Below are 12619 nucleotides of genomic sequence, written 5' to 3'. Positions count from 1 at the left end.
CTGTATGTTCAGTCGGGGGACCCGGCATCGCCGGGCCGGACGAGATCAGTGGGCGTCAGAGATCTTGGCGCCTTCTTTCAGAACAAAAAGATGGCCACAATAGGGGCATTCAACCTGTCCCTTGTCGCCCAGATTCAGATACACACGCGGGTGACCCAGGGCGCCCTTTCCACCGTCACAGGCTACTTTCAGGGTTTCAACTTCGGTTTTTTCAGGGGCTTCCATGGCCGGTTCCAATTCCTAATATCTCTCAGAATGCTTGCATCGGAACGCCGCAGTCATTAAGTCTTCTAGCGGTGTCCAGACATGGACCGGATGATATCGATTGCCCGTGCTTTCGCAACCCTGAAATCACGTTGCGAAACAGTTTGAACGAAGAGAAAACCCGTCATGAATGCCTCCGCCCTTGCCAGCGCATCCCCCGCCAACGCCCTTGAAGTCCGCGATCTTCGCAAAATCTACAAGGGAAAGGGCTCCGTGCCGGACAAGGAAGCGCTGAAAGGCATCAGTCTGGACGTGCCGCGCGGGTCGTTCTTTGGCCTGCTGGGACCAAACGGCGCCGGTAAATCGACCCTGATCAACATTCTGGCCGGACTGGTCAACAAGACATCCGGCACCGCCCGCGTCTGCGGCTATGACATTCAGGCCCAGATGCGTCAGGCCCGGCTGTCCCTTGGGGTGGTTCCGCAGGAATTGAACCTCGACGCGTTTTTCTCCGCCCGCGAAGTGATGGAGTTTCAGGCCGGGTTGTATGGTGTGCCCAAGGCAAAACGGCGGACGGCGGAAATTCTGGAAGCCATGGGCCTGACGGACAAGGCGGATTCCTATGCCCGGACCCTGTCCGGTGGCATGCGGCGGCGGCTTCTGGTGGCCAAGGCCATGGTACACCAACCCGACGTGCTGATCCTTGACGAGCCAACCGCCGGTGTGGATATCGAGCTTCGTCAGCAGCTTTGGGAATATATTCGCGAGCTGAATGCCCGCGGCACCACCATCATTCTCACCACCCACTATCTCGAGGAAGCCGAGGAACTCTGCGATCAGATCGCCATCATCAACCACGGCGAGGTCGTTGCCTGCGAACCTACGGAAACCTTGCTTGGCAAGCTGGACAGCAAAACCATCTCGCTGATACTGGACCGCGAGATCGACGCCGTTCCGGCCGAACTTGAAAAATTCAATGCCACCCTTTCCCATGGGCGCAAGCTGTCTATCTGCTACAAGCCAAGCGAGGTTGAAATCAGCAAAATTCTTGCCGCGGTTGCCGAAAGCGGGCTGGGTATTGCCGACCTTTCCACGGAAGAGCCTGATCTGGAAGACGCCTTCCTGCAAATGACCTCCAGCAAAGCGAAGGGCTGACAGTCCCCGCCCCTGCTTGCATCCTCGAAAGACCGGCCCAACCCGGTCATCCCCTCGCCGCCGGCCCGTTCAAAGGCCGGCTTTTTTTGTTGGCATCGCCCCCTTTTCTCGTGCCATATTGATGGAAACCAAACAAAAAACACAGAGTATGAGGCAAGGACCTAATCATGACGACCAAACTCTTTACCGGCGGCCATGTCTTTGACGGGCTCGGCTCGGTCCTGAAAAACCACGCCGTCCTCGTTGAAGGGGATACCATCAAGGATGTCGCTCCCGCTGAGAAATACGCGGACTATCAGGGCGACACGGTTGACACATCCGGCGGCACCCTCATGCCCGGCATTGCCGACTGCCACGTGCATCTGGTCTATAAGGGTGAAGCCAACCCGCGCGGCGCCATTCAGGGCGCCAACCCCGGCGAGATCACCCTCCGCGTTCTCGAAAACGCCCAAACCGCCCTCAAGTCCGGCATCACTGCCGTTCGCGATTGCGGCGGCCGCGACTATCTGGAATTCCCCGTCCGCGACGCCTGCAACAGCGGCCGCTTCATGGGCCCGAACATCATGGCCTCCGGTAAAATGATCTGCATGACCGGCGGTCACGGCAACGAAAACGGCCGTGTGGCCGATGGGTGTGACGATGTTGTCCGCGCCGTTCGCGAACAGGTTCACGCTGGCAGTGACCTGATCAAGATCATGGCCACCGGTGGTGTGATGACCAAGGGTGTGGACCCGGAAGACGCCCATTACAGCGCCGAGGAAATGGCCGCTGGCGTTGGCGAGGCCCGTCGCTTCCGCCGGACATCCGCCTCCCACGCGCAAGGCGCCGAAGGGATCATGAACGCGGTTCTGGCCGGCATCACCTCCATCGAACACGGCATCTTCATGGATCAGGAATGCCTTGACGCCATGCTGGAGCGGGGCACCTACCTCGTCCCCACCCTCGCCGCGGTGAAGAACATCATCAACAACAAGGACAAGGGCATTGCCGACTATGTGGTGGAAAAGGCGCTTCGCGTCTATGATCGCCATCAGGAAAGCTTCACCATGTTCTACAAGGCCGGCGGCAAGATCGCCATGGGCACCGATGCGGGAACCCCGTTCAACCTGCATGGTGAAAACGCCCTTGAGCTGGCCTACATGGTCGAATGCGGCATGAGCGCCATCGACTCCCTGACAAGCGCCACCTCGGTTGCCCATGACCTGATGACCCTGTCTGATCGGGGCCGGATCGTCGCGGATTGCAAGGCCGACCTGCTGATCGTCAACGGCAACCCCGAAGAAGACATCATGATGGCCGCCAGATCCGAAAACCACCGGGCCGTCTACAAGAACGGCAAAAAGGTCGATCTGGACTAATCCTGCCGACCTGATGGTGCCGGGCCGATCCGCCGGCCCTGCCCTCCCATCCCGGAATGCCCATGAACCGGTGAGGCCGCAAAACGATTGCGGTTCCCCTCACCGGTTCATTTTTTTCTGCCCTGCCCTACATAACAGAAAAGGCCCATTCAAACAGATGGAGGCAGAAATGGGATTGAGCCATGATATGGCCCGTGTGGCCCTGCAAAAGAAACGCGCCCTGAAACGGACCCGGAAAGAGGAGATCATGCGCACGCACTCCGCCGCAGAACATCGCCTGCACCTCGACACCGTGATCCGCCAGAAGAAGCAAATCGCCCAGAACCGCCACAAGGCCGACTGGATGGCCCGCGGGTAGTCGGTAGTGAGTAGTGGGTAGCGGAGGGGCCAAGAGCCCCAAAAAATGGCACAGAATCCCGCCCGCCCGGTTTTTGCCATTGCACTCCCGCCCCGGTTACGTTATAGGTGACCCTCTCTTCAGCACCCGTAGCTCAGCTGGATAGAGCGCTGCCCTCCGAAGGCAGAGGTCACACGTTCGAATCGTGTCGGGTGCGCCATTTCCCCTACATTAGATAGCATTTGAAACTTCCAGATTTTACTGTTTGGAACACGGTCATTTCAGCGGCAAGACCTCTTGGCTGGAGTGAGGGGTGGTAGTCTGCTTCTGAGAGGTAAAGTCTGTGGAACTGATTGGCAGAGACGGCAAATCTGGGATCGGGGAGCTGTTCCCAGCCTGCCCAACGGCAAAGGAAAGAAATTGGGGTCCCGCGTCACCCATAGCCTTCACTAGGGTCGCACTTTGGCCGATCGATTTTTCCGTAGGAAAAAGGCGTCCGCCGTATCGGAAACCACCATGCCATCCTCGCCGCCAATCGCATCTGGCCCAGATTGAATAAGGTTACGCCGCAGATTTCAGAAGGGACCTTCCATACGCAGCAGAGAACCCAAGGAATGCGGTGATCCAAAAAGCACCTGACAGGGTTATCAGCCAGGATACGCTGTCCGGATAGAATGCTGATAGCACCCTCAAGACGACGGACAAGAGAAGGGCGGTATAGATTAGACTATCGCTTTTCCTCATGATCAAAGGCTTCCCAGTATGGCCCTTGCTGGCCCGCATCATCACAGCAAGGATCATCCCGCCTATCGCCCCGGTACCGAGGGCATGAATTCCAACGACGGGCAATAGGGTATCGGGAAACAGGATAGAGAGCCCGATCAAGAGAAATCCGATTGGGATGAATAGATAGCTGACATGCAGGATCAAAACCAGTGGCTCCCCCAATGTTCTGGTGCCGGCCCAGCGCCCGAGTTGCACAAACAACAACACAGACGCGATCAGAAACCCGAACCCCACCAACATTTGCTCTGGCAGCGCAATCCACCCCACCATCGTCACCATCGAAACCAGCAGATTGATCTTTTCAAAAGAGCCAAAAGCAGCCGGCAACCGACCCGGGTTGAACTTGACCAGCCAGTTGCGTGTAAAACTCGGTATTATCCGGCCACCAATAATCAGGATAAAAGCGATAATCGCCGCAAGCGCCATTCGTTTACTGTAATCAGCCATACCACTGATATTCGCTTCCAGATGAAAGAGAAGGTTTGCGCCGAGCAAAACACCAAGGGGGATCAAGACCTTCAAGTTGCGCCAATTCTTCCCTCTTACAATTTCCCTTGCAATAACCAGCGACAAGACAAGTAAAAACAGGCTGTCCAGAACCGCCGCCGCGATCCAGCCGATATGCGCGGAATAGGTTACCGCCAGCCTGCCGACCAACCACAAGATGGTCATTAGCAACAAAGGCCTGCCCTGTACCGGCATTCGCCCTGTCCAATTGGGTACCGCCGTCAGAAGAAACCCGCAAACGGCGGCCGCTGCAAATCCGAACAGCATTTCATGGATATGCCAATCAACGGGCGCAAATACGGAAGAGATTTCAAGATGCCCCATAAAAAGGGGGAGCCATAGCAGAACGGAAACCCCCGCATACACCGAGGCGATCATGAAGAACGGTCGAAACCCAAAGGACAAAAATGCGGGCCCGGTATATTTTTTACGGGGGTTTCCAAGCATGGTCGATCACTCCTGATTTTTATGCCGTCACCAAAAACACCAAGGAATTAATTCTGACCTTCAGCGCCTTTGAACAGCTCTTCAAACAGCTTTCTGGCTTTGGGAGGGTTTTTTGCCTTTTTTGCCTGTTCCGTATTGTTTGGGGTCCCGACAGAAATTAACGCAACCATTCCCATCGGATAGTGGGGGCTGCATTTAATCCCGTAAAACCCCTCTTCCGTAAGCTCAAGGGCGTATTCTTCATTAAAAGCACTCCTGAACGTCTCCGCGCCTTTGGGCAGCATCCCCTTGATGGACTCCACATTATGTCCCTTGTCAGTTGGAACAAACCGAATAACATCTCCAACTTCAGCTTTTACGAAGTCCGGCTCAAAAACCATGACGCCTTTTTCACCGCGGTTCAGCATTTTCACTTCATATTCGGCTGCTTGCACTACGGATATTGTCATTCCCAATAAAAGCAGTGTGATGATGTAAGCGACGGCCTTCATTTCAAATTCTCCACATTCCGTTTGTTTTGACTGAAACTTCAGATACCATCACTCGCGAGGCTGAACGTTGCTGTGTAACAAACAAAAAGTGGAAATCCGGCTGTGTTAGATGTGGCACTAATTTCTCACCTGCCCAATTTTGCTGATTTCTCCCGCGTGGAATTGGAAGATTTTATTCGCCAAGCTTCTGCCAGACGGGTTGAGAAAAATACCCATTTCTTCTCGGAAGGCGAAACGGCCAGTTCATTTTACCTGCTGTTGGATGGCTACATCCGGGTTGTACGGATCAGCCCGTCAGGGGAACAGATTATCGTCAGATATATCGCCAGCCATGAGTTGTTCGGAATTGCCGCCGCCATTGGGCGCGATACCTATCCCGCGAATGCAGTTGCGGCTGTCGATTGTGTCGCCCTTGCATGGCCCATGTCTCTCTGGCCGGATACGGTGAAGCGGTTTCCCTCCTTCGCAAATTCTGCAAGCGCAACATTGGGCAACCGGCTGATGGATGTTCAGGACCGCGTTATTGAGCTTGCAACTGAACAGGTTGAACACCGTGTCGCCGCCGCACTTCTGAAGTTACTGGAACAGGCTGGCAAGGAAACAGAGGAGGGCATCCTGATAGACATACCTTTGACACGTCAGGATGTTTCTGACATGTCAGGCACAACCCTTCACACAGTTTCGCGCCTGTTGAGCAGTTGGGAACAATCAGGTCTGGTCAAAAGCAGCCGCAAGAAAGTCATCATTACAGACAAGGTGAAATTGACCAACCTTTACAACCGGTAAGCAGGGGCACCATTCAAAGGCCCCTATGCAAACCAGTTCGGGCCTTCGGCTTGAGATGAGAAGTAAACAGCATCAACCTGCTCGGACCCGGCAAGAAGGCGCGCTCTTTCTTTCCCGGTCATGAGTGACAGGGCTGTGGAATACATATCGGCTATCATCGCGCTTTTGGAGACGACCGATATTGAACCTTCCGCAGTGGACCACCCACCCGTCTTTGGATTAAGCAAATGATTGGCACTGTTCTGGCCCGCAAAAGGACTGGCATAGGTGCCAGAGGTTGCAACGGCCTGATCCATGAGCGGAATAATCGACGTGGCAATTCCACCGTCCCCTTCTCCGGCCTCAAGACCAACCCGCCATGGGTGCCCATCCGATTTTGGGCCAATTGCGGCGACCTCCCCCAAGGACAGCAACACATGCTTGAAACCGGCGGATTGTAGGACTGATTTGATATGATCGGTAATATACCCTTGGGCAATTCCGTTGAGGGTGATCGCCATTCCGGGTTTCCTGAATTCAATCCGGCTGGGGGACAGGAGAAGATCCTTGTATCCTACCATTTTCAAAACAGGCTGGATCTCTTCCCAGGAAGGTTCCTTCTTCCCGTTCCCGGATTGCGCAAAATAATCTGCATAAAACTGCCAGAGCGGCTGAACTGTTACATCAAACACACCGTCCGTTTGCGCCGCAAAGGATTGTGCAGACGACAACAGTTCCAGCAACTGGAAGTCAGGATTGTCGAGGGCGCCCGATCCATTCAGTTTGGAAACAGACGAATGTGGTCGATAGAGGCTAAACAGATTTTCCAGCCGTTCTATCTCCTGCTCACATAGCGCGAGGACAGATCGCGCTTTTACAGGATCTGGATGATGCAGTTCAATCATCCCCTCCGCGCCAAGGGCTGCCCCGGTCCAGCGGATCGGCTCTTTCGCCATAGCACCCGAGAATGGCAATGCCGCCGCCGCGCATGAGGCCGATGCCATAATCAGGAATGATCTTCGAGACGCCTTTTTATTCAACTTTGGCTGCATACCACAGGCTCCTCTTATTGGTGCGTTAAGGTGACAGGAGGCATATGCGCCAAGTCCAGATCATCATTGGTAATCTCCGATAACCGAACAACACGCCCCCCATACTGATCGGCAAATATCTCTGCTTTTTCCTGCTGACCGAAAGGAACAAATTCAGGCATCCCCATCCCCCCGAGCTTGCGGCTTCCAACCACAAAATAGGCGTGCCGGATATCAATCCAGATCCCCTCATTTTGCGGTTTTTCCCAGCTTTCTGCCCGGGCCATGTCATGAACATAGGTGATGACGGCATCCTGGGCTTCGCCCGGCAGGGTAAGGTAGGTGATTGCATCCTTAACCGAACTGAACCACTGCGGATTTGACTTATGTTTCTCAAATACTTGTGCTTTCGGGCCAGAATGCTCCGCAAGCAGCATGCCACAATATGTCCCGACCACTTCATTGGTTAGCGCCAGAGGCTCTGGCAGAACGCCCTGATCCTCTTGACAGGCGCCAATGCTGAAACTCAAAAGCAGGGAGAGCATCAAGAGACGAAACCTGTTCATACCTTCCTCCTTTGGAAAGACCAACAGAACGCAAGGACGGGTAAAGCAATCCAAGCCATCAACACACTTAACATCACTTCCGCCGTAACAGTTTGATCAGCCCTCAATCCGGCCATGCCGGAAAGCAACGCCGTGTCTTCTGAAGTTGCCAGATTAAACATCCGATAGGCATCTGCCGGGTTCGCGATCATTACCCATTTCACAACCATATCAGGCAGGTAGTTCGCTGCGGGAGAGGACAGCAAGCCGAGCAGTCCCAAATCAAAAAGAACGACAAAAACCAGCCATATTCCAATAGCCCACGCCGCCGCTGTCGCACTTTCCTTCAACACCGAACTCATGAAGATTCCAATACCGAGGAAAACGGCACCCAGCATCACAGAGGACAGGATAAGTTTTCCAAACACACCCCAGTCATACTGACCAAACGCAAGATCCCCCGCCCAGACAACTGTGAGGGCAGCCACCCCGTATCCAATCAGGATCGCCAGAGACAGAACCGCCAACTGACCGATAAACTTTCCAAGCGCAATCCAAATTCGTGAGACCGGATAGGTAAGCAATAACATCAGTGTTCCGCGCTCTTCCTCACCAACAATCGAGTTGTATGACAAGAGCAGCGCAATCAGCGGAATGAAGAATACGCTCAGTGAGGACAGGCTGACGACAGTGACCGTCAAGGGACTGATGCTGGTGCTGCCGACAGGCGCACTCCCAATAAAACTCAGCACCAGTGCCAAGGCAGTCATGATGAGGATAGCCGTCGCAACCCAGCGGTTGCGATAGCTGTCTCTTATTTCCTTTGCCACCAGGGTCAAGAGATTAGCCATTGGCCCCTCCCCTATCCATATGCATGTAGGCTCCGAAAATTTCCTCCAGTGTCGGATCAATTATCCGAATGTCACTAAACTGGATTCCCAAAGCATAAATGCTGTTTAAAATTGGAACCTTGCGCGCTTGTTCACAATGTATAACCACATGCCTTTGTGTTGTTTGTTGAATATCAAGTTCGTGGGCGAAAACTGTTTTAATGCGTTCACAGGCGGCAGGTGTCGCCTCGATAACAATTCGGGACTGGATCGCAAGCTGTTGGGTTAGGCCTGTCAGGGTACCATCCCCAACGACACGCCCCGAATTCAGGATGACCGCACGATCAACCCGATCATCAATTTCAGTAAGAACATGAGAGGAAATCAGAATGGATGTGCCTTTTTGTTTTTCCTCACCAAGAATATGGTAGATTTTTTGCCGCGCCATGGGGTCCAGCCCGGACGTGGGTTCATCCAGAATGAGAAATTCCGGCTCCCCCAGCAAGGCTTGAGCCAATCCAAGTTTCTGACGCATCCCCTTTGAATAGGTGGAAATCCGGTAGTCAGCGGCGGCTTCAAGTTCAAATTTCCGAAACAGGTCATTCACCTGTGAACCGGGGGCCCCCTTCAGCTTGGCGTAAAAAAGCAGCAATTCTCGTCCCGTCATATTCTTCTGGAAGAGGATTTGTTCCGGCAAAAAGCCAATATGCTGCCGGCACTTTTTAAAACCACGCTTTTGGACATCCGCCCCCATGACATGCACCATGCCTCGGGTGGGAGGTATCAAGCCCAGCAGGATCTTGATCAATGTGCTTTTCCCAGCGCCATTGTGACCGACCAGGGCCAGACACTCTCCCTTGCCCAAGGTCAACGACACGTCTTGCAACGCCTTGACCTGACCAAAATTCTTCGAAACGCCAAGGGCAGAGACTACTGGTTTGATAGACATTTTCATCCTTGTCACCTCCGCTCCAAACTTGCAGGCACCTGCATCAGCGGGGCGCTGTCAATCACGCCTCCCGGATGCAATGCCGGGAACTGGGTTTGGGCATATTTAAGGACCTGCACAGCCGGGCTATTCATCAAAAGCCGAGCAGTGGGGTACTTCCATATGATTTGATCCGTCAGGTCATTTGGCCGGTAGACAGCATCCGCTATCCCGTTTTTGTCCAGATCAAAAGCCACATGGTCAGACCAGTAATTGCCGACACCATCAACGGACCATTCCAGCCATCTGGTTCCCACATACTTGACCTGGGTTTGATTGCTGACAAACGCATTTTCTGAAATCATGTTCTTTTGAGAACCGGCCGTGAAATGAATGCCGATCAAGCAATCGGACAGCAGGTTTTGCCGGATATGATTGCGGTGAGAGTTATAGATAAAAATACATTTATCGGTCCCACCACTCACCACATTCCGGGTCATGGTCATGCGGTTGGCGTAATTCAATAGAAAGCCATGATCCCGATCTTCCCGCGAGATATTATTCTCGACGATCAGGTCAGTTGACGACATCAACGCATATCCAATGTGGTTCCCGATTGAGAGGTTGCCAGAGACTGTACTGCGGTTTGTGTACATATAGTGGATGGCAAACCTGAGGTTTTCCATCCTGTTGTCTCTAAAAACATTCTTCTTGCTGGTGGTCACAAAAATCCCGTCGCGACCATATTCAATGACATTGTTCTCGATCACCGTTCCGGGTGCATTCCAGATTTGCACACCATTCCCGCGCTCGTTCATTCTGAGATCCTGACGGCCCAGAATATGGTTTTTGCGAACAACGCTGTTTTTGGCTCCGGAAACATAGACACCAATCAGGTTGTCGAGCACCTTGTTTCCCTCAACCAGTGCATTCTCGGCGGTTTTATCGAGAAATATTCCACTATCCTGTGCTTCCAGAGATAATCCGGAGCCGGTTATGGTCAAATTAAACAGTTTCACATCCGGGGCCTGCACCGTAATCACCGACCCGTGACCATTTCCTTGAATGACTGTTTCTCCAGCCCCAATGATTTGAACGGATTTGGTAATCGTCAATGGCCCCTGATAAACACCGTCCTGAAGATGCAGGGCGTCGCCATCCCTGGCTTTTGCAAGGGCATCCTGCAGCGATCCGTCAACATGGACATCTTCAGCATGAGCCATGGATAACGAGAGGAGAAGCGCGGCAACCGCAACGGCTGCCGCCCTCCAGAACCGTCCTGAGATATATCCGGGACGATTTTTCATCTTACTTGGGCTCCACCAGCATTCTGCCCCGCATTTCCATATGCAGTGCATGACAGAACCATTGACAATAGAACCAGTGAACCCCCGGATAGTCAGCCTTGAAGGTGACGGAGGCGGTTTGTTGCGGACCGATTTCCATGGCAACGCCATAGTTTGAAATCGTTAAACCGTGGGTCAAGTCATCCACATCGTCAATATTTGTGACGGTAATCGTGACCTCGTCCCCCTGTTTGACCGTAAACTTTTCAAGAGAGAAGGTCGGGGCAGCCGAGAACATGTAAACGCGGACTTTATTGCCGTCCCGAATGACCTGGTCCGCATACTCAAGGTCTTCAACCCCATCCGCTTTCGCACGAGCCTTGATCTCGTCGAACATGGGATCTTCCCGGTCATAAACCTGCCGTGGATTTACGATAGAGCGATGCACAATGATACAATCATGCGGTTCCGCAAAAGTCGGCCCATCGTGAACCACCTTCATCTTGTCACCGGAAATATCAATCAGCTGATCATTTTCAGGTTTCAGTGGCCCAACGTTAATGTACCGATCCTTGGAAAACTTATTCAGGGAAATCAGCCACTTGCCATCCGCGTCACTGGTTTCCCCCATGGAGGTGTGATTGTGTCCCGGCTGATACTGAACATCCAGTTTCTCCAAAATGGGATCAACATCCTGACCGGCAAATTTCTGTATGGCCTTCTCAATATCCCACTTACAAATCTGACTATCCAGGAACAACGTTGTATAGGCATTCCCCCGTCCATCAAAGGCCGTGTGGAGCGGCCCCAAACCCAGTTCCGGTTCAGCAACAACAGCATCCCGGGGCTTGATCTTGTCCTTGAAAACATCCGGAAGCTTCGCCATCTCGATCACGGAAACCGTTGGGGACAGCTTTCCATTGATCATCATGTATTTTCCGTCCGGTGACGCGTTCACGCCGTGGGGACTGTTGGAAATGGGGATATAGCGCGTGTATTTGGAACCCTTCCGTCCATCAAGAACAGGAACATCTCCCTCATAGGTTTTGAAATCCCCGGCGGCAACACCGGCTTCAATCGCTTCGATATCAAAAACGATGGCCCAGTCCTGCTCATTGGCTGTCATTTCGGCAAGGGTCACGCCTTCTTCGGAATTGTAGCAACTGGAGATGGCATATTTACCCTGATAGTCAGCTTCCACATTATCGAGGTTACCACTGACAATGACCTGCCAGGCCACCTCCATTTTCTCCCCATCAACCGCAGAAAATACGGCATGATATTTTGAAGGGTCATCCAGAACAGACCCGTCATTGGGAAGCGGCACCCGGTGCTCACCATTTGCGAAGATATATTTTGTTTTTGGATATTTCTGGGGCCGCATCCCGTGGATATCCGCAGCATTCGGGATGGAAATGATCTTGTCCACCTTCATGATATCACAGCGGATCCGGGCAACCCGGGTATTGGCTTTGTCATTGACCCAGATATACCGACCATCATAGGTCCCGTTTGTAAAGGACATATGCGGATGATGGGTATCACCATTCAGCGGGAACCCCCCTTTATCCTTCCAGAACTCCTTTTCCTTGGGGAGCATATGCTCAGTCAGGATTTTGACACTTTCGTCGGTCTGTCCCCACCCGGTTGCACTACAGCGATTGAACACGGGGATCCGCATCAGTTCTCGCATGGACGGCACCCCCAGGATCCGGACTTCGCCAGATTGCCCCCCACTCCAGAAACCGTAATATTCGTCCAGATCACCCGGAGCCACTTCTGCACTCCCCGTAGCTGCGCGCGCAAGCTTCGGAGACGTCATCAAAGCTGCTCCCCCAAACGCGCCCAGACCTGCCACTGCAGCAGAACCACTCAATAGAGAGCGCCGGGATACATCTGCCATTTTCTCAGTGTCGTCTTTCATTTCGTTTCTCCTAATAAAAATAAGA

At 53.2% G+C, this 12619-nt stretch carries 13 protein-coding genes and 1 tRNA gene; 5 read left to right on the top strand and 9 right to left on the bottom strand.

The window, feature by feature from the left end; translation table 11 throughout:
• Positions 1-45 precede the first annotated feature (45 nt).
• The gene (locus FQB27_RS02045; protein ID WP_169559201.1) at positions 46-225 is read right to left on the bottom strand and encodes a zinc-finger domain-containing protein; all 180 of its coding nucleotides are present in this window, start codon (positions 223-225) and stop codon (positions 46-48) included.
• A 165-nt stretch (positions 226-390) separates the two neighbouring features.
• Here FQB27_RS02045 and FQB27_RS02040 point away from each other — a divergent pair, with 165 nt between their 5' ends.
• The 4 genes from FQB27_RS02040 (at position 391) to FQB27_RS02025 (ending at position 3274) form a co-directional block, all read left to right on the top strand.
• Positions 391-1359, top strand: coding sequence for an ABC transporter ATP-binding protein (locus FQB27_RS02040; RefSeq protein WP_169559200.1), 969 nt, complete (start codon positions 391-393; stop codon positions 1357-1359).
• 167 nt (positions 1360-1526) lie between these two features.
• Positions 1527-2717, top strand: coding sequence for a metal-dependent hydrolase family protein (locus FQB27_RS02035; protein WP_169559199.1), 1191 nt, complete (start codon positions 1527-1529; stop codon positions 2715-2717).
• Positions 2718-2886: 169 nt separating this feature from the next.
• Positions 2887-3075: a hypothetical protein gene (locus FQB27_RS02030; protein ID WP_169559198.1), complete on the top strand. Its 189-nt coding sequence runs from the start codon at positions 2887-2889 to the stop codon at positions 3073-3075.
• 122 nt (positions 3076-3197) lie between these two features.
• Positions 3198-3274: transfer RNA gene (locus FQB27_RS02025), tRNA-Arg, on the top strand.
• A 341-nt stretch (positions 3275-3615) separates the two neighbouring features.
• Here FQB27_RS02025 and FQB27_RS02020 read toward each other — a convergent pair.
• The gene (locus FQB27_RS02020) at positions 3616-4794 is read right to left on the bottom strand and encodes an NnrS family protein (protein ID WP_169559197.1); all 1179 of its coding nucleotides are present in this window, start codon (positions 4792-4794) and stop codon (positions 3616-3618) included.
• 47 nt (positions 4795-4841) lie between these two features.
• Positions 4842-5285 (bottom strand): pseudoazurin, encoded by a 444-nt coding sequence (locus FQB27_RS02015; RefSeq protein WP_206374200.1) that lies wholly within the window; start codon positions 5283-5285, stop codon positions 4842-4844.
• A 111-nt stretch (positions 5286-5396) separates the two neighbouring features.
• Here FQB27_RS02015 and FQB27_RS02010 point away from each other — a divergent pair, with 111 nt between their 5' ends.
• Entirely contained in the window at positions 5397-6071 is a 675-nt protein-coding gene (locus FQB27_RS02010) for a cyclic nucleotide-binding domain-containing protein (RefSeq protein ID WP_206374198.1), read from the top strand.
• Between the two features lie 23 nt (positions 6072-6094).
• On the opposite strand, the gene FQB27_RS02005 is transcribed toward FQB27_RS02010, so the two are convergent.
• The 6 genes from FQB27_RS02005 to nosZ form a co-directional block, all read right to left on the bottom strand.
• On the bottom strand, positions 6095-7102 hold the full coding sequence (locus FQB27_RS02005) for an FAD:protein FMN transferase (protein ID WP_169559195.1): 1008 nt from the start codon (positions 7100-7102) through the stop codon (positions 6095-6097).
• 14 nt (positions 7103-7116) lie between these two features.
• Positions 7117-7647: a nitrous oxide reductase accessory protein NosL gene (locus FQB27_RS02000; protein ID WP_169559194.1), complete on the bottom strand. Its 531-nt coding sequence runs from the start codon at positions 7645-7647 to the stop codon at positions 7117-7119.
• Positions 7644-8477, bottom strand: coding sequence for an ABC transporter permease (locus FQB27_RS01995; RefSeq protein WP_169559193.1), 834 nt, complete (start codon positions 8475-8477; stop codon positions 7644-7646). Before FQB27_RS01995 ends, FQB27_RS02000 begins: the two co-directional genes overlap by 4 nt.
• Positions 8470-9411 (bottom strand): ABC transporter ATP-binding protein, encoded by a 942-nt coding sequence (locus FQB27_RS01990; protein WP_169559192.1) that lies wholly within the window; start codon positions 9409-9411, stop codon positions 8470-8472. The genes FQB27_RS01995 and FQB27_RS01990 overlap by 8 nt, the downstream gene beginning before the upstream one ends.
• A 5-nt stretch (positions 9412-9416) precedes the next feature.
• Positions 9417-10607 (bottom strand): nitrous oxide reductase family maturation protein NosD, encoded by a 1191-nt coding sequence (locus FQB27_RS01985; RefSeq protein ID WP_240953365.1) that lies wholly within the window; start codon positions 10605-10607, stop codon positions 9417-9419.
• 85 nt (positions 10608-10692) lie between these two features.
• The gene (gene nosZ, locus FQB27_RS01980) at positions 10693-12594 is read right to left on the bottom strand and encodes a TAT-dependent nitrous-oxide reductase (RefSeq protein ID WP_169559190.1); all 1902 of its coding nucleotides are present in this window, start codon (positions 12592-12594) and stop codon (positions 10693-10695) included.
• Positions 12595-12619 lie beyond the last annotated feature (25 nt).

This window comes from Sneathiella chinensis (assembly GCF_012720115.1).
GTDB lineage: Bacteria > Pseudomonadota > Alphaproteobacteria > Sneathiellales > Sneathiellaceae > Sneathiella > Sneathiella chinensis.
Note: the sequence above shows the minus strand (reverse complement) of the source record. Positions and strands in the feature narration are given on the sequence as shown.

What these genes read in the sequence shown, in the direction of transcription:
- FQB27_RS02045 (WP_169559201.1), bottom strand. Translation starts at nt 225, where the DNA reads ATGGAAGCCCCTGAAAAAACCGAAGTTGAAACCCTGAAAGTAGCCTGT.
- FQB27_RS02020 (WP_169559197.1), bottom strand. Translation starts at nt 4,794, where the DNA reads ATGCTTGGAAACCCCCGTAAAAAATATACCGGGCCCGCATTTTTGTCC.
- FQB27_RS01995 (WP_169559193.1), bottom strand. Translation starts at nt 8,477, where the DNA reads ATGGCTAATCTCTTGACCCTGGTGGCAAAGGAAATAAGAGACAGCTAT.
- FQB27_RS01985 (WP_240953365.1), bottom strand. Translation starts at nt 10,607, where the DNA reads ATGGCTCATGCTGAAGATGTCCATGTTGACGGATCGCTGCAGGATGCC.
- FQB27_RS02000 (WP_169559194.1), bottom strand. Translation starts at nt 7,647, where the DNA reads ATGAACAGGTTTCGTCTCTTGATGCTCTCCCTGCTTTTGAGTTTCAGC.
- FQB27_RS02015 (WP_206374200.1), bottom strand. Translation starts at nt 5,285, where the DNA reads ATGAAGGCCGTCGCTTACATCATCACACTGCTTTTATTGGGAATGACA.
- FQB27_RS02040 (WP_169559200.1), top strand. Translation starts at nt 391, where the DNA reads ATGAATGCCTCCGCCCTTGCCAGCGCATCCCCCGCCAACGCCCTTGAA.
- FQB27_RS02005 (WP_169559195.1), bottom strand. Translation starts at nt 7,102, where the DNA reads ATGCAGCCAAAGTTGAATAAAAAGGCGTCTCGAAGATCATTCCTGATT.
- FQB27_RS02035 (WP_169559199.1), top strand. Translation starts at nt 1,527, where the DNA reads ATGACGACCAAACTCTTTACCGGCGGCCATGTCTTTGACGGGCTCGGC.
- nosZ (WP_169559190.1), bottom strand. Translation starts at nt 12,594, where the DNA reads ATGAAAGACGACACTGAGAAAATGGCAGATGTATCCCGGCGCTCTCTA.
- FQB27_RS02030 (WP_169559198.1), top strand. Translation starts at nt 2,887, where the DNA reads ATGGGATTGAGCCATGATATGGCCCGTGTGGCCCTGCAAAAGAAACGC.
- FQB27_RS01990 (WP_169559192.1), bottom strand. Translation starts at nt 9,411, where the DNA reads ATGAAAATGTCTATCAAACCAGTAGTCTCTGCCCTTGGCGTTTCGAAG.